The sequence below is a fragment of the Pseudonocardia charpentierae genome (assembly GCF_031845345.1).
Taxonomy (GTDB): Bacteria; Actinomycetota; Actinomycetes; order Mycobacteriales; family Pseudonocardiaceae; genus Pseudonocardia; species Pseudonocardia charpentierae.
Genome location: NZ_JAVREJ010000038.1, coordinates 16,896 through 33,998 on the forward strand (window position 1 = coordinate 16,896; position 17,103 = coordinate 33,998).

The following is a 17,103-nucleotide window of genomic DNA, read 5'->3' on the forward strand; positions in this document are numbered from 1 at the left end:
ACTCTATCGGCGTCGTCTGGGCGGCCTCTCCGCCGAACCCGGTGCACTCACAGCGCCGGGCGCAGCACCGCCCGTACACCGCCGCTGACGACGAACGCCGCCCACCCGTGCGGATGGGAGCTGCGCCCGGCGGCGCGCGAGCGGCGCAGCATCTCGAGCGTCGCCTCGTGCAACGCCTCGCCGGCCGAGGCCGTCGCCGCGAGCCGGGTGTAAAGCAGGCTCATCAGCAGCGCCGCGCCTGCGTCAGTGACCGGCCACAGGCCCGCGATGACGGCTTGCGCACCTGCCGTGTGGCAGGCGTGCCGCACCCCGTGGACCGAGTCGCCGTAGCCGCCGTCACCAATCGCGGTCTCACAGCCGCTCAGGACGACCAGCTCGGTTCCTGAGAGGTCGAGGAGGGCGCCGAGCTCCAGCGCCGTCACGATCCCGTCGTCCGGGGACGCGTCACGCAGCCGCCGGCGTTCGTTGGCGCCGGCGAGCACGATGCCCGTCCGCAGCATGGACGACGTCCCGATCCGCAAGGGCGTGTCGTCGTCGCCGAACGTCGTCACGAGGATCGTGGGGGACTCGACGTAGAAGGCGTGCGTCGCGAGGTGCAGGACACGGGGCCGGTCGACCCTCAGGAGGTTGGTCTTGCTGGCGTCGTCCCCCGTGTGCGCCCGGAGCCTTTCGGTGCCGACCGCCCGGGCGATCGCCCGCAGCTCCCGCCGGGTTCCGGGAAGCGCATTCCAGGCCGTGGTCAGGGCCTCGGCGAGCGGAGCGACTCCCGTCGCGGGTTCCGGCGCCGGTGCGCTGCCGAACGCCGGGTCAGCGAACACCACCACGCCGCTGCCGTCGGAGGGTGGGGCGAGCGTGTGCAGGTCGTGCACGCTGGACAGGTAGGTAAACATCCACCTCTCGACGCCGAACTTGCCGTCGGCGTCGACAAGACACGCTGCCGGGAACTGCGCCATCGGCCCGTCGAGAGACAGCACCAGATGCGTATACCGGGCCAGGATCGGCTCGAGTGGGGCGAAGAGCAGCCGGTAAAGGGTGCGCCCGATCTCCGTCACCCGTTGCGCGGACTCGTCGTCGACCTTCGTGTCGTCGCGAAAGCTGAACCTCCGCATCTCCTCGCGGAAGTTCCGGACGAGGTCCTCGATCTCCGCGACAGGGGCGAGCTCGATCATGGCCTCCACGCCGTCCCGAGAGATCACGGTGCCCAGATGGACGGCATCGGTGACCGCGGGAGCGCCCGTGGTCGGCCGGAAGGTGCTCAGATCGACGAAGGCCGCCGTAAGCGGAAGGTCAGCACGGAGCTGAGCGACGACGTCGATGTAGGGCAGCCTGTCGTCCCAGCCACCGTCCGCAGCGGCGAGCAGCTCATCCAGCTTGTCACTGACCTGCTCCAACCTCTCTCGGTGCTCGTCGACCGGCTGTCCACGCGGCCCCCGGGTGGCCAGCGCGGCACACAAGCTCGCCACCGCGCGAAGATCGGACCGCGAACGTCGCCCGGACCGCGGCCGGGCGGCGATTACCCCAGTGGCCACGGTCTTGGTGTTGACCAGGGCGCTGACGACCGCAGCCCGGTTGGGCGCGCCGGCCTCGCCGCCGTGCCGCAGGGCGAGCGTCACCAGCAGGTCCAGAACCCATCGACGCTTGCGGGTCACGATCCGCAGATCCGCGTGGCTGGCTCCGGCGGCCGCTGACGCCACCTGGAAATCGGTGCGGACGACCTCGAGGACGAGCCTGGTCGCAGCGGCGAGGTCGCCCAGCTTCGCCCGGCATGCGGCGAGGCCGGCGACCGAGTCGAGCAGGTCGGCATCGGTCGGGCGGAGGAACCGGCGCCGGATGGCCAGGCACCGTTCGTACCACTCGGCGGCGCGCTCGGTGTCGTCGTCCTCGTAGGCCGCCATAGCCATGTTGTTGTAGGCGACGGCGACGGCCGGGCTGGATTCCCCGAACAGCTGAACTCGCTTGCGCAGTGACGACTCGAGCAGTGCCCGCGCCTCGGCGCGGTGTTCGTCGTCAAGCGCGAGGGCCAGGTTGTTCTCGATGCTGTAGCTACCCGGATGCTCGGCGCCGTTCGCGGCACGATGCCTGTCCAACGCGGCCCGGAGCGCCGCGACCCGCCCATCTTCGTCGCCGATCAGGTGGTGCAACGTCGCCTCGCACTCGTCGACCGCGTTCTGCAGGCGCGCCGCCTCCTCCGACTCGGCGCCGTCGAGCAGGTGCTGCGCCCCGCCGAGCAGGCGGAACGCCTGAACGCTCCGGCCGAGGTACGCCTCCGCCTTGGCCAGTGACAGGTAGAGCCGCGCCAGAATCAGCGGGTCTGGGTCGTGCTCGACCCGGAGCATCTCCAGTGCCGTCTGGAGCTGGGCGCGGGCAGCGATGTGGTCGCCGAGCAGCTCGTGCGTCTGCCCGAGGTTGATGCGCGCCGAGACCCGTTCGGTCGGCGACGAGCCAGGCGAGGCGTCGTGGTCGTCGCAGGCCTGCTGTAGGTGCCGGACGGCACTGACGTAGTCGTGCCGGTCGATCAGCGCCGCAGCGACCATGCCATGGGCCGCGGCCAGGTAGCGGCGGTCGGTTCTCTCGGTCTGCTGGTCGAGGATCGTCCGGCCGACCTCGCCGGCTTCAGCGGTGTTCCCGCTGCGGTGCAGCAGCAGTCCCTGCTCGACGAGGGCCGTGACGGCGGTCTCATCGGTCGTGGTGGCCGGATCGAGCCCGATTCCGGTCAGTGCGGCGACGTCGTCGTAGGACTCCCCGACGCCGAGTTCGGTCAGTGAGACGTTCAGAAGGACTTCGTCGAACGGCACTCCTATGTGCCGCATCAGAACGCGGACGTGCGCCGCCGACCAGTGGTCAATGCGCATCGCGGTGGCGCCGAAGCGGGTCAGCGAGGCCTCGGAGATCTCGCCGCGTTCCATAATGGGCTCGATGTCGGCGCGCACCCTGGCCGCTAGCATCGGCTCGGTCATGGCCAGGGTGTTGACGTAGAAGGGATCACGCAGCAGCGCGGCCCTGACCGCGGGGTGTCTGCTCCGCTGCGCGGCCGGCTGCTCGTCGCACGCCGTCAACGCCTTCTCGTGCCACGGCCACGGGTGGTTCGGCCAGCTCTGCAGCACCTCGTCGTAGACCCGTAGGGCGGCCGCGTAGTCCCCGCGGTCGTGCGCCGCGAGTCCCGGCGCGAGGTCCGCGTCCAGCTCCCTCCAGCTCGCGCTCACCGTGGCGAGGAGCCGTCCGAGTACCTTCGTCGTGTGATCGTCGACGTACGGTCGGGCCAGCTGCACCAGCAAGCCCCCACGCCGGTCCAACCCCCGGGTGATGAGCAGGCAGGCCATGGCCACCTGGGCCGTCGCGGACAGCATCGGCTCCGGCGCGACCAGACATCGCCAGTACAAGGGGTCGGCTGCTAGCCGAGGCCACCAGTGCTCCAGCGGCTGCCGATCGTGGTCGAGATCCACCAGCCGACGGGCGAGCAGGCTGCCGGCCGGACCGAGAAGGGCGAGGAGCCGGGTGGACTCCCGCCGGCACCGTTCGGCGAGTTCCCGCGCGGCGGACTGCGCCGGCCGGTCGCCGGTCACGCCACACCGGTCGTGGTCGCGTACGGAGCATCACCCAGTGCCGCCTGAAGGGCCGATTCATGATCCGGCATGACCTCCAACGCGGTGACGTAAGCCCGCAGCCGTCCCGACGGCACCAGTGCGTGGGCAGCACCGACCATGATCCCTGCACACGTGAACGACGCCTCGTGCGCCCGGTCGCCGTCCAGGAAGGCCAGGGTGTGATCGATCCAGTCGTGAATGCGAGCGGGCTCGACGCGCGCCGCCTCAGCTCCTCGGTCGAAGAGGAACCGGACCGCTCCCGGCTGGTCGTCCGGCGCCAGGGAGGCGAACGGTACGAGCGTGTGCATGGCGGAGACCGGGACGATGCGCCGCACCGGCCGGGCACGGCCGGCGACGACGTATCGGTCGCCGCGCTTGACTGCACCGGCTAGCGACAGGGCCACCGAGCCGGCGATCTCGTCGCAGTCCGGCTCGGCGAAGGTGACCGGACCGATTTGGACGCCGCGATAACCGAGCCCCGTAGCCGGAACGACGAGAGCGTCGTTCTTATCGAGGCGGCGGAAACCGTCGACCTGGTCGACGCCGTGGCAGTGCGCGAAGACGGCGGCGGCGAACGGCCCGAACTCCCAGCGCCACGCGTCGTCGTCGACGAGCAGGCCCAGCAGGTGCGCCACCCGGACATCGTCGGGATCGAGCGCACTTCCGCCACTCTGAGCCGCTAAGATCCGCAGTTCCTGCCGGTCGTCGCTCAGCCGCGCCACACGGAAACGGGCCGACCATACTGCGGGGAGCTCTTGATGCTCCGCAGCGATCTGGCCGAGGGCCTCGCGGGCCAAGTCGAGCAACTGCGCCCGCGGCGGTGTGCCGGACTCGATCAGGCCGAGACACTCCTCGGCGGTCTCCACTGCCTGACCGGCCACGTCCTCCGACGCGACCCGTGACTCCCGCAGCAGCTCAGCGGTGCGCAGTCGTTGTCGGAGGGCGTCGAAGAAGTACTCCTCAACGGCGAACGTGTTGCCCGCGGTCCACATCAGGCGGCTGGCCAGATCGCTTAGGAACAGGTCCGTGTCCGTCGAGTCCCTCACCACGAACGTAGCCGCCCTTTCAGCGAGTTCCTTTGCCTCGTCGAGACGGTGCACCTGCCCGAGCAATACGATGGTATGGAGAAGCAGCCTGAAGCGCCGCTCGAACTCGACCGCGGAGTAGCCGACGCTGAGCTGGGGAAGCTCGTCCATGAGCGCGGCGATCTCCGTCGAGCAGACCGAAGACTGCTCGTCGCGAGAAGCCACAGAGGCGCGTACGGCGACGGCGGCGAGGATCTCCTCGAGATCCGGCACGGTCACCCACGTAACCGCGACGTCCTCGAGCTCGCCGGAGTTCATTATTAGATCGACGGCTCCCTTCACGGTGGCGCACTGCGCCTCCGCCCGCCACCGGTCCGGGAGGTTGCCGAGCAGTCGCGGCTCGATCACGCCTTCACCGTCCTCGTAGCAGGATGACGTACGGCCCCGCCGTAACGTTCGCCCCCGCGCAGCGCGCACGGAGCTCGCAGGTCCACAGGCCCGAGACTCTGGCTTCGACCATCAAATCCCACGTGTGGTCACCCGGTGGGAGCGGGCCGCTGATGCCCGGCACGATCACCGGCCGCCGGCCTACGTCCGCTTCGGTGAGCACCACGCGATTCGTGTAGCCCTCGAGAGGCAGGCGATCGGACCCGACCTGTGTCTCGGCTCGGTCGTAGCGCAGGTACGCGGGATAGCGGCCGTCTCGGACCGCCAGCACGTCCAAGCCCTGCAACTCGACGATCTCGTCGGCGAAGTTGGTGAGCGTGACGGGCAGGACCATGCCCCGCCCGAAGACGGTCCGACCGTCCAGCGCGCCTGCGACGGAGTAGGTCCGGCGCGTCAAACCGTCGACGACGGAGATCTGGCGGGGCGCTCCAGGACTCAACGTAATCATGCTGTTCGGCCCTAAACTCTCTCTTGTTTTGATCATGAGTGACCGGACACTTCGGCTTGCCTCATGTTGGTAGCCGGTCGATCATCTAGCCGTAGCCGAGTCAGTCCTCCTCTGGCCAGTCCTCTGGAATCAGCTTTATTCCGTTTCTCCAGTTGTTATCGCCGACGGCCTCTCGAAACCAGTCTTCGTCGAGATTGGCATGGTCACACACAATAATCTGGAACCAAGGGCCTAAAGAAGTTACTACATCCGACATCAGCTGGAACAGACCCCTCACAGCGGCTCTATCCGCTTCAACCTGGGCCTCACCGGCGTCGTGGGCGCGGTCCTGATGGTGCTGGCCGCGATGCAAAGCTTGAAGCTGGAGTTCACGCTGCCGAAGCCGCTGCTGGCCGTGTCCACCCCGCTGTCCGCGCCGGTGGGTCGTGCAGGGCGCGGCGGAACAGCTCGTCGAGCCCGGTCTCCCACGGCCAGTTCATCGGCAGGTGCACCCCGGTCTGGCCGATGGATGCGTTCCGTGACCGGTTCATGTCGGCGTTCGGTGCGGCCCCGACGCCGCGGTAGTCGGCAGCGGTCTTCAGCTTGGCGACGGCGGGCTGGTTGCCCGCGCCGAGGACGGGGGTGACAACGGCGGCGGCGAGGACGGTCCTGGGAACGTGGACGGCATCCGACGCAGCGGGACGTTGGCCGTCGTCCGCCGCGGGAAGGATTCGCGCCCATCCTCCGGCAGGGCGGTCGCCCGACGGTCAGTCGGTGCGGCGCTCGAAGCGCAGCAGCCGGTACTGGAGCAGCCCGGCGCGGTGACAGTGCTGCAGCGCGTCCCCGCCGACCAGCGACTGCGCCCACATCGACCGGCCACCCATCCGGCGCAGCAGCGGCAGAGCGGCGTGGATGATGCGGTCGCGCGGACGCCCGAGGCGCTGTAGGCCCGAGAGGTCGTTCCAGGCGACCGGGACCAGCCCGGCGTCGGCGGCGAGCGCCTCGGCCTCGGCGACCGAGAGCACGCTCGGAGCGTGCCACCCGGCGCGGAAGTCGTCGAGCGCGGGATCTCGCGGTCGCCGGCGCGGATGTCGTCGACGATCACGAGCGCGCCGCCGGGGCGCAGCGCGCGGGCGACCCCGTCGAAGAACGCCGCGGCCGGTTCGGCGTGCACGAACGCCTCGATGGCGAAGGCCAGGTCGAAGCCGGTCAGGTCGTCGGGCAGCGCGATGCTACGAGCCACGATCGGCTCGGCGCTCACGACCGTAGCCCGCTCCCGCCACACCCACGACTCGCTCGGGTGGACCGAGGCCTCCAGCCCGCCTTCGGCCTTCGGTCGGTCGAACTGGCCAGTTAGCGAGACGTCATGGAAGCCGGCGTCCTGCAAGCAGGCCACTGCGACAAGCCGACCCAGGATCTCCTTCGCGAGCTCCAGCATCTGGCCGCCGAACCAGCGTGGCGGCGCGGGCCTGCGGGGTCGGCAGCCGGAAGGGCCGGCACACCGGCGAGGCCGGTGGCGAAGGCGGGGAGACACCGCGCATGAGCAACTTCGATCCCCACTGGTCGGCGCGGGCGCGGACAAGAGCAGCCGCGTGCGCACCCACCGCGAACAGGGTGAAGGCGGCGCCGGGGAGGACCCGGCCTGGTTGTCGCCGACCTCGTCGCCCACGCCCGCCGCACCGGGCATCGGGTCATGGCTGCCGCCTTATTGTCATCACTACCGAAGATCTGCTCGCGACAGCGTGGTCGGCGGTCGCCCAGTCCAGGCCGGCGGTGACGTCACCAGGAGGGAACTCCGGCAAGAGCGTCGCGGGTGACACGGGCGATGTGGTTGCGCTGGGGGAGCGGGTCGGGGTGGGCGGCATGTCGTCCTTCGGTGCAGCGGTCGCAGTCGCGCCCGTGGGGACGGTGCTGGGCCGCGGCTCCCGCATCGCTCACTGATAGGCGCTCACGGTGGCGCTCAGCCCTTGTCGACGGTCCGCGCGACCCAGGTGACCACCGAGTCCCGCGTTCTAAGGGCGGACGTCGCGCGTCGGCTTACTAGGGCGGTGGCCCGGTGGCACCTCGGGTGCATCGACGACCAGATCGCCGCCGACACCTCCCGATAGTGGACCAGTGGGCTTAGCACGGCCGGTCTCCCGGTCAAGGGCGCTGCGCTGCGCTCCGCGTCGCTGCGCGACGGCCCTGCGGGCCGCCCGTGGACCGCGAGCCTCGCCGGCCGTGCCCGGACGCCCCAACGGTGCGGCGGGGAACAGCGTCCCGCCACCCCGCAGGGGACGGGCCGGCAGGCCCTGGTTGCGCCGGGAGGGCCACCGTGAACACCGCCACCAGCACCCCCTCGCTCCGCCGCCTCGAGGTCGACACCCCGACCGACGACACAGCGGCCGACGCGTTGTGTCCGCACTGCGGTGTCCGGATTGACACGGCAACGGCGACCGTCGAGGCGGTGGATGCGCTAGCGGTCGTCCCCGACGGCAGCTGGCTGGCCTCGGCCAGCGACGACGCGAGGGTGCGGATCTGGGACCCGCACACCGGCCAGACCCGCCACACCCTCACCGGCCACACCGACTCTGTGGGCGCGCTGGCGGTCGCCCCTGACGGCAGCTGGCTGGCCTCGGCCAGCGACGATGCGACGGTGCGGATCTGGGACCCACGCATCGGGCAGACCCGCCACACCCTCACCCGCCACACCGACCCGGTGTATGCGCTGGCGGTCGTCCCCGACGGCAGCTGGCTGGCCTCGGCCAGCGACGACGCGAGGGTGCGGATCTGGGACCCGCACACCGGCCAGACCCGCCACACCCTCATCGGCCACACCGACTCTGTGGGCGCGCTGGCGGTCGCCCCCGACGGCAGCTGGCTGGCCTCCGCCGGCCTGGATGCGACGGTGTGGATCTGGGATCCGCGCACCGGGCGGACCCGCCACATCCTCATCGGCCACACCGGCTTGGTGCGGGCGCTGGTGGTCGCCCCCGACGGCAGCTGGCTGGCCTTGGCCGGCTTCTATGCGGTGCAGACCTGGGATCCGCGCACCGGGCAGACCCGCCACATCCTCACCGGCCACACCAGCTCGGTCTATGCGCTGGCGGTCGCCTCATTGGGTGTGCTCGCGGTGGAGGTCGGGCTCGGCTACTGATCAGGTTGTCGAGAACCTACGCCGAGTTCCTGGCTGTGCCAGATTGTGGCGAGAGCGAGACGACAATGTGAGTAGGCCCTTCACCTACTTGCCCGCTTAGGCTGAGTTGGGGTGGCTGGGCTGGCGTCGGTGCGATAATTGGGCGTTGCACTGGTGGTCACCGTTCTTGCTCAGCCTCTACCTCATGCCGGCCGTGGATCTGGCGGGCCTGCCGGTAGAGCCACGCCGCCTCCCGGGCGGCGGCCAGGGCGTCAGAGTAAAGCCGACCTTGCTTCCGCCGGTGCGCATTTAGACCCTAAGAATCGCTCGTAACTACTTCAATTCCGGCCGAGATCTCGAAGCCAAGCTGCAGCAAGCGCTGCGCAGCCTCAGCTGGAGTAAGGTTGGTGCCATGCACGGCGCGTACGAGACGGCCGACTTTAATGGTCCGAGACAACTCGAATACTCGAGACCGGTTTAAGCTTCTGCCCGTGTATTCTCGCGTGCTAATTGATGCATCGCTCGAAATTAACTGCCAATCGTGCACGTCCATGATGATCTCGGGCCAAGGATAATCTGGCACCTCCATGCCAAAGTCTCGTAACCGCGCCGCCACTGCTGCCGGTGACCAGCTCAAGTTCGCAGCCGACCGGAACACGTGCGCGGCTGGTACCGGCTCCGCCAGACCAATCCAGGGCTTTTGGCCGTCGAGACCCCGCGACAGCAGGCGCCGGTCGTCTGTCGTCAACACCACCTCCGTCCACTCAAGCTCCGGCGCGACCGCGCCCAGCTGTCGCAACCTCACTGCTACGGTCTCTGGTGACCAGCCCAACCGGGCAGCGGCTCCGATTACGTGCGCGACCGGCACCGGCTCGGCCAGATCAATCCATCTGTCCCGGTCAGGCGGCCCAGCCCACGGATTATGAAACCCTTGCGGGCTGTCGAGGTTCCGTGACAGCAGGCGCCGGTCGTCGTCAGTCGACACCACCTGCGGCCACTCACGCTCTGGCACGACCGCGCCCAGCTGTTGCAACCTCGCCGCTACCGCCTCCGCCGACCAGCTCAACTGGGCAGCCGCCCTGATTACGTGCGCGGCCGGCACCGGCTCGGCCAGATCAATCCAGGGGTTCCGGCCGTCGAGGTTCGGTGACAGCAGGCGCCGGTCGTCTGTCGTCAGCACCACCTGCGGCCACTCACGCTCTGGCACGACCGCGCCCAGCTGTTGCAACCTCGCCGCCACTGCCTCCGCCGACCAGCCCAACTGGGCAGCGGCCCCGATTACGTGCGCGGCCGGCACCGGCTCGGTCAGATCAATCCATCTGTCCCCGTCAGACGGCCCATTCCACGGTTCATAGAACCCTTGCGGGGTGTCCAGGCCCCGCGACAGCAGGCGCCGGTCGTCGTCGGTCAGCACCACCTGCGGCCACTCACGCTCTGGCACGACCGCGCCCAGCTGTTGCAACCTCGCCGCCACAGCCTCCGCCGACCAGCCCAACTGGGCAGCGGCCCCGATTACGTGCGCGGCCGGCACCGGCTCCGCCAGATCAATCCAGGGATTCCGGCCGTCGAGGTTCCGTGACAGCAGGCGCCGGTCCTCATCGGTCAGCACCACCTGCGGCCACTCACGCTCCGGCACGACCGCGCCCAGCTGCTGCAACCTCGCCGCCACCGCCTCCGCCGACCAGCCCAACCGGGCAGCCGCCCGGAACACGTGCGCGGCAGGCACCGGCTCCGCAAGATCAATCCAATTGCCCCGACTCATCGGCGCGGTCCGCCGACCGCGACGCGGTCGCGGAGCGTCCAGGTCTAGCGATAAGAGGCGCCATTCGTTGTCTGTCAGCACCACCTGCGGCCACTCACGCTCTGGCACGACCGCGCCTAGCTGCTGCAACCTCGCCGCTACCGCCGCTAATGACCAGCCCAGTTGGGCAGCCATCGAGATAACCTGCCTACCCGGCACCGGCTCTGCCAGGTCGCCGCTCCAGTCCCCATCCTCCACCCTGCCTCCCTCCGGTCGAGACAGGAGGTAGGCATCACTTGGCCGTGCCGTTGGTATATGAGTCGGCGTAGCGCACCGGAGCCCCGGTACTAGGCCTGCGGCGACATATGAAAGCAGACGCCATCCAGCAACCTCGATCAAATTAAGATTCAGAGCTGGGTCGGAACGACGATAGCCATTCGATGCGAATATTTCGTCGTCTAGCGGGAAACAGCCCACGACGTTAGTGTCTACGATCATTCCGGCGACCCGCCACGACGTATGATGATCCATGGCCTCATGCGCGATGGCATCGGCCAAGTCTACGTCGTGGGCACTTATTTTTTCTAGCCACTCCGGATTCAGGATGTTGCGCTCGCAGGACAACAGGTCTGGTATCGCTGCCCGCACAAGAGCCGATTCCCTCTCCGCATCTAGCACCAAAATCCGGCGGCGATCAACAGTTAAGCGGGGAGCAAGGCGACCGGTTAGATTAACAATACGCCCAAACGTTACTTCCCCGGCCCACAAACCATCGGCCAGTAAACCCCCCAAATTGCTGCACCACCATAAGTTCGGCACGCTAGTCGAGAGGGCATTCGAGTTCCTGGTCCTATCAGCGAGATTCGGGCCTGCTCCACGTGTCCCAGCTAGGGGATCCTCGGAACCAATTGGCGCCCGAGCGGAGATGCTACCGGGGATCCACTCAGCGTCGAGGCCCCCGTCCTTCGCAATCACTGAAAATTCGGAGACCCACAGAAGTCGACAAAGCAGATCGACACACGACACCGAGATTTCTGGCCGCAAGTAGATACGTACAGTAGTACCCGAGGCCTCGCCAAAGCCCACGCGCCGTATGCGGCATAGCGAGCCGGGACCATCTATGTCGACCTGGAGGTCGGGCCCGACGCGGCCATCTCGGCCGAAGCGAGAAGTGGACACTTCAATGACATCGCCCAACATGAAGTAGCTGAGGACTCCGACCCCAAACCGGCTGTTTGGGTAGAATTCAATCCCCTCGCGAGTCCAAGCCGCTTTCTCCTCCAGGAATTCCGGAAGGTCGCCAAACCGCATTCCAGCATGGGCAAACACGCTATTGAGCTCTCTGTCTCCCATTCCGATACCGTTGTCGCGACACTCCAACCACGCACGCCCGGAGTCGTCGACCCCCTGTTCAAACTCAATACGACCTCGCCAGGCCCTAGTGACGTGACCGCGGCGCTCCAAGTATTGCGTTCGCGCGCGCCGGTACCGGCAGGCGTCAAGCGCGTTCTGGTAGAGCTCACGGATGGCCAACGCTGGGTCACCATAGAGCTGTTCACCCATCAATAGCTCTTGTACTCGGTCGTCGTCCAGCCTGAACCGAAAGCCAATGCCTTCATAGCGCGGGTGGCCCTGCCCGTCGAGCAACGGGCGCAATCGGTCTGCCGCAACGTGCGTGGGTAGGTCGCGCAACGCCTCGAGCGTCTTATCGCCCTCGGCGAAGGCGTCAATGCGCCGCAATACCTCCGCAATTCCGGCCGCGTGTTCGGTCAGTGCTAGCTGAACGGCCTGGTGTGAGCATTCAGCTTCCAGCACACGAGTACGTCCGCGCGCCGTCCATCGGGCGGTACGCACGGTGTGCACGACTTCTGCGGCCTCGACTCCACCGGTCAGTCCGACGTGCTCAACAAGAACACCCGGCAGTGCGGTCGCGTTCATTGTGAACTCCTCCGCCACCACCAGAAGCAGCGCAATCAAGCCGTCGCGGACGCTCTGCTCGTCCGGTGAACCGCCCGCTACTGTCCGGACGCCAGTTGGGAATTGTGCTCCGGCGACGGCGTCAACTGATACTTCAGGTGTAGCCGCGACCTCTGGATCGCTCCGCAGGGCGCGTAACAGACGGGCGACTCGTTCGGCCGAAAACAGCTCGCTCAGCAACAGCCCGGATTGACTGGCCGGAGTCCCCAAGTCACGTAGAACACAATCAGCTACGTAGTCCGGCTGGTAGAGCGTCGGTATGCGTACAAGCCACCGGTGAAAGAGCCACCAACGAACAACGCGGATATGCTGCTTATCGTTGCCAGCCTCGAGCCGCTTAAGGTGCCGGTAGACGCGTCCCTGGGTTTCAACATAGCGCTCGAAATTCAACGTGTCCTGGTCCTCGCGCCGCGTTAAGTCCCCGTCCTGGACCTCGACAACATGCTTGAGTCGAACGGCGCAGCTTACGAGGTGCAGCTGCTGGGCTAGCGGTACGAGAACAAGCGTAGCCGCCTCGGCCGAACTCAGCGGAGCCCGGCTTGATTCCACCAGTTTCCCACGGTTTAGTAGGTGTCTCATGATCCAGGTAAGGCGGGCATGTATCCGAGTAGCCATCTCACCGTCCCACCACGGGTCGTCGGGAAGCTGACTACGGAGCGCTCGGTACCCTTCAGACCAAGTGGCGACTACTTCGACCACGGCGTCGCGAACCGCTCTCGCCGACTCTGGCAACGGTCCGTCGCCGGGGTTGTCCCCGGGACGGGTGAACTCCCAGGCCACGTGCTCGCGGGACATTTGTGCCCACGATGATGCTCCACTAGAATTTCTCCGGTCAACCGGTCGGTCTACAACGACAAATTTTGATCCCTGTCCACTATCTCCTTTCAGTAGGGGCCTTTGAAAGGGAACTCCTAGTGTGGCACTGAGATCCTCAAGTCGGCACTGCACTTCGTCGCGTAGCTCAATTAGTGTGCCGGGGGCGGAACTGTCGGCTATAACCCTACTAAAGACTCGGGTGAACAGGCTATATGTACCGTCGGGCGTCTCCTTCCAGCGCGCCATCTCCCCGCTGGAGCAGGCGTAGAGGTAGGCGATCGTCCGGCTCGCTGCTCGTCCTCGCTCCTGCTCGCTCCAACCGCGTAGGTAACTGCCCTTCTCTTCGAGCTTGACCCCCTCACGACAGGCGTCCACCACCACGAGCACATCCCCACACCGGCTACGCCCGTCCTCGATGTGTCCGTCGAAGTCAATCTCGAGGCATCGCTCGGCAAATTTTCGGCTTGCCGTGTCGGCGCTTGACGGCACGAGATAGTCGTGACCGTTGCGATGAATGCCATGCCCACTGAGAAAGATTAAGAGCTGCTGCTGAGGTAGGGCATTGCGGCAGAATTGCTCGATAGTGTTGTCAATTCGATCTCGGTCGGTCTGATCCGGCGGATGAACTTGAACTTCGTAGCCGACCGCAGTTAGCGTCTTTGAGAGATCCGCGATGTCGTCGACAATGAACGGTAGCTGGTCGATAGCGCTATCGTCGTACCTAGGCACGCCAACCAGCAGGGCGCGGCGTGGGGGCTTGGCCATGGCTAAAGTATGCTCACCCGAAAGCAGGGGCGATCCCCCTGGTCCCGAGTGTCGGGCCAACGCCTTCCCTATCACGTATCATGACGCGATCCTCCAATTGAGAGTTTCAGCTGCAGCGACATATTACAGGCTCGCTACCGGTGTCACGTGAGCACTGGGTCGAGGTGCAGCGAACGCGGAGGTTCGGTCGAGCCTCGGACCTGGCCAACCCTGCTCTCGCGGGGTCCCGGCGCTCGGGCGCCCGTCTCGAGGCTCGTCATCTGACTATCCGGAGCGAGCGTTCGCCTGCTGTTCGTCCGGCGCCTTGCGCATCTCGCACAGCCCGCGTCGGGTCAAGAATCTGAGCAACGTCCAGGTCGACATCGTCCGGTTGGCCGGGTTCGGGATCAGCATTGCGCGAGCACGAGCAGAGGTGTGGCAGGGTCGTCACTGCAACACAGATGGCGCCCGGGCCTGTCCGGTTCCCCAAACGCACTGGCACATCGGCATCTGCCGAGTGGGCGACAGCCTCACCCGTGACGCGGCCTAGGATGAACTGCCAACCCACAGGACGAGCAAGCCAGCCTTGGCTCCGAACTAATCACACAATTCTGGGCCGACGATGATGAGGAAAGTGCCGGCATGACGCCATCTCCAGCACCCCAGTCAACCAGCAATGCACCTTCGTCTCTTGACGGTCGAGTTCCTGCACCTGAGGACTGGAGCATTCTTGCACCATGGGTCGTTGACGCTTCACAGGTGATCAGCGCTGCACTCAGCCTCCTGGCACTTATTGTGGCATTGTTCGCAATCTGGAAGGCAACAAAAGACCTCGCCCAGGAGAGGCGGCGTGCGCACGAATTGGAGATACTGCGACAGATGATCGGCTGGGAGTTTGTAGTCGAAGATGATAAGAAATTGATGTACGCGGCATACTTGAACCTAATGGTACTTCCCGATCAATCCGACATGCCCCTAACTCGAGCAGCGCTGGGAGTCAGGCCTACAGTCGAGGCAATGAAGTCCTTCGCCCGCCGTTTTCCTGATGCGCCAGCACTCCCAATCGCCGACGCATTGGGATCAGAGGAAATGTTTGGCCGATTCAAATGCATATTTAGCCAAGCATTCATTCTGGAAGTAGGGCAAGCAATTCAAGGGCGTGTCCTCAAGGTAGGCTAGTGTCGCACAACCTGCCCGTCGCAGTGCAGATTGGCCGCGGGATTCAGTCCGCAACAACTGGCGGCTGGAATTCGTCGGCAGTGGTCATACTGCGCTCGAGCCAGCCGACGCTACGGCTGCGCCGGCCCCGACGCCAAGTGGGCCTACCGCGGCCCCTCCTTCTTCGCTAAGCTACCGACTCCACTGCCCATGGGTGACATTCATAGTTCAGGAGATGCAGTTGAGTCACGGCCACGGTTCGAATAGTCACTTCACCGCGTCAGGGCAGTCTTCCTCTCCTGGTCCAAGCGGGAACAGCAGCAAGGGAATCTTCTCGCAAGACGTCGAAATGTTCAGCACGGATGCGACGGATTCATTGCTTCATCAACTTAAGGATAATCTCAATAGAATTATTCCTGAGCTGCGGGCACTGATTGCGAGTGGGGTGATTCGTGATAATGATCCAATGCCTATCACGAGAGTGACCTTCAATCTGACCGTGTCCTCCGCAGGTCAAGTGTCAATTACTCGAACTGACCACCCGGCACCGACAGGCATCAGCATCACCTTCGGCAAGTGAGGCTGAGGCGGCCTCAGAGCCGCGGCCGCCCACCGTGCAGGACCCGGGTGGCAGGGCTACACGCCCGCGATCGATGGCTGCTGCATCAGGTGCAGGGCCGTGGGGCGCCATGAGGCGCCGCTGGACAGGGCGGTGAGCGCGGGATGGCGGGTCCGGGTTGGTAGGGGGTGTGGTCGGTCCAGCAGCGCCAGATGATGCGGAGCCAGGCGCGGGCCAGAACCCGGACGGCGTGGGCGTGGTTGTGCCCGGGAGCTCGGGCCCGGGCGTAGACGTCGTCCTGGGCCCAGGGGTTGGCAGCTCGGCTGGCGTCGGCGACCAGTCCTTGGCGCAGGCGGGTGGTTGCAGCCGCGGCGGAACACGGCGTGGTGGCTGCGGCCGGAGGCTCGGGTGGACAGGGAGATGCCGGCCGCGGCGGCCAGGGCGTCGTCGGTGGGGTAGCGGCCGCGGGCGTCGCCGATCTCGGCGAGCAGGGCGGCGGCGCGGACGTGCCCGGAGCGGGCAGGCTGGTGAACACCACCGCGTCGGGGTGGTCGGCCAGGGTGTGGTCGATACGGGTCTCGAGGGCGGTGATCCGCTCGGCGTTGCGGGTGCCAGCGGATCGTACCGATCCGTGCTCCCGGCCGGGGGGTAACGGACCGAGTGCTGTAAGCGACCAGGTTCCGGGCCGGGCCGCGTCTGTCCCCTCCGGCGCGGCCCGGCCTGCGCGTTGCCGGACCGCCGTCGGCGCGTCGCGGACGACAACCTCCGCAACGCCCGTGAACCGGCCGCCGCCGGCACCGCGCCGAGCCCCGCAACGGGCCAGAGGCACCGCACTACCGCCCAGCCGCGCCCCATCGACTTCGTAACGAGTTGGTGGGGCGGATCCAGCACGCCTCGGCAGAGCGGTACGCGCCGGCGGGTTTCGCGCTGTCCGGGCCGGGTGTTCACCGTGGCCAGCCGCACGGACCTGCCGAGAACTGTCGGTGCCCCGGCGCCACCATGACGTGGTGACCGACGAGCCCGAGCCCGCCCCGACAACCGTGCGCGGACCAGCTCACCGCGGCCGGGCTGTCCGCCGACCGGATCGCCGAGCACGAGACGGCCGGACGGGTGCGCGTCGGCGGCGAGCTCGTCACCGACCTGGACTTACCCGCGCCTGCCGGGGCACGAACCTCTGTAGCTGGCGTGCCGGATTTATAGTCCAATGTCAAGCCGCCCTTGACCTGTAGTCCCGGTGTTGCTGGAGCAGGCGGTCGACCGTGTCCCGGGACGGGCGGGACGCAACCCGAATGCGTCCTTCCGAGGATCAAGGCGCCCGGGTGGCGACGGATGACGCGGTGACGCGGTCACGTCCCGGGTAGTGGTGTAGGTCCGGGGCCTTCTCGGCGTGCCTGAGCACGTAGGAGAGGCCACCGCGTGAGGCTCTGCGTGAACCCGCCAAGGAACACGTAGAGAGGTGCCACGCGATGGCCCTGGACCAGTCTGCCCTGCTCGAAGTCCTCGACGCGCT

At 66.9% G+C, this 17,103-nt stretch carries 11 protein-coding genes; 3 read left to right on the forward strand and 8 right to left on the reverse strand.

Annotated features, from left to right (window positions below; genetic code table 11):
* Positions 1-47 precede the first annotated feature (47 nt).
* The 6 genes from RM445_RS29470 to RM445_RS29490 form a co-directional block, all read right to left on the reverse strand.
* Positions 48-3,563 carry a CHAT domain-containing protein gene (locus RM445_RS29470; RefSeq protein WP_311560137.1) on the reverse strand — a complete coding sequence of 1,172 codons (3,516 nt, stop codon included), beginning with the start codon at positions 3,561-3,563 and terminating at the stop codon, positions 48-50.
* Entirely contained in the window at positions 3,560-5,017 is a 1,458-nt protein-coding gene (locus RM445_RS29475) for a hypothetical protein (protein WP_311560138.1), read from the reverse strand. The genes RM445_RS29470 and RM445_RS29475 overlap by 4 nt, the downstream gene beginning before the upstream one ends.
* Before the next feature lie 4 nt (positions 5,018-5,021).
* On the reverse strand, positions 5,022-5,390 hold the full coding sequence (locus tag RM445_RS29480) for a hypothetical protein (RefSeq protein ID WP_311560139.1): 369 nt from the start codon (positions 5,388-5,390) through the stop codon (positions 5,022-5,024).
* A 214-nt stretch (positions 5,391-5,604) separates the two neighbouring features.
* The gene (locus tag RM445_RS32635) at positions 5,605-5,856 is read right to left on the reverse strand and encodes a DUF3732 domain-containing protein (RefSeq protein ID WP_397469432.1); all 252 of its coding nucleotides are present in this window, start codon (positions 5,854-5,856) and stop codon (positions 5,605-5,607) included.
* A gap of 16 nt (positions 5,857-5,872) precedes the next feature.
* The gene (locus RM445_RS29485) at positions 5,873-6,034 is read right to left on the reverse strand and encodes a hypothetical protein (RefSeq protein WP_311560140.1); all 162 of its coding nucleotides are present in this window, start codon (positions 6,032-6,034) and stop codon (positions 5,873-5,875) included.
* A 216-nt stretch (positions 6,035-6,250) separates the two neighbouring features.
* Positions 6,251-6,508, reverse strand: coding sequence for a hypothetical protein (locus RM445_RS29490; RefSeq protein WP_311560141.1), 258 nt, complete (start codon positions 6,506-6,508; stop codon positions 6,251-6,253).
* 1,289 nt (positions 6,509-7,797) lie between these two features.
* On the opposite strand from RM445_RS29490, the gene RM445_RS29495 reads away from it, so the two are divergent.
* Positions 7,798-8,619, forward strand: a complete 822-nt coding sequence (locus RM445_RS29495; RefSeq protein ID WP_311560142.1) for a WD40 repeat domain-containing protein — start codon at positions 7,798-7,800, stop codon at positions 8,617-8,619.
* 295 nt (positions 8,620-8,914) lie between these two features.
* Here RM445_RS29495 and RM445_RS29500 read toward each other — a convergent pair whose 3' ends face one another.
* On the reverse strand, positions 8,915-13,897 hold the full coding sequence (locus RM445_RS29500; RefSeq protein ID WP_311560143.1) for a wHTH domain-containing protein: 4,983 nt from the start codon (positions 13,895-13,897) through the stop codon (positions 8,915-8,917).
* Positions 13,898-14,635: 738 nt separating this feature from the next.
* Here RM445_RS29500 and RM445_RS29505 point away from each other — a divergent pair.
* Together RM445_RS29505 and RM445_RS29510 are read left to right on the forward strand one after the other, a co-directional pair.
* Positions 14,636-15,055, forward strand: a complete 420-nt coding sequence (locus tag RM445_RS29505) for a hypothetical protein (protein ID WP_311560144.1) — start codon at positions 14,636-14,638, stop codon at positions 15,053-15,055.
* A gap of 214 nt (positions 15,056-15,269) precedes the next feature.
* Positions 15,270-15,614: a hypothetical protein gene (locus RM445_RS29510; RefSeq protein WP_311560145.1), complete on the forward strand. Its 345-nt coding sequence runs from the start codon at positions 15,270-15,272 to the stop codon at positions 15,612-15,614.
* 56 nt (positions 15,615-15,670) lie between these two features.
* Here the strand turns inward: RM445_RS29510 and RM445_RS29515 are convergent, their stop codons facing one another.
* Positions 15,671-16,408 (reverse strand): transposase, encoded by a 738-nt coding sequence (locus RM445_RS29515; RefSeq protein WP_311560146.1) that lies wholly within the window; start codon positions 16,406-16,408, stop codon positions 15,671-15,673.
* Between the last annotated feature and the right edge of the window lie 695 nt (positions 16,409-17,103).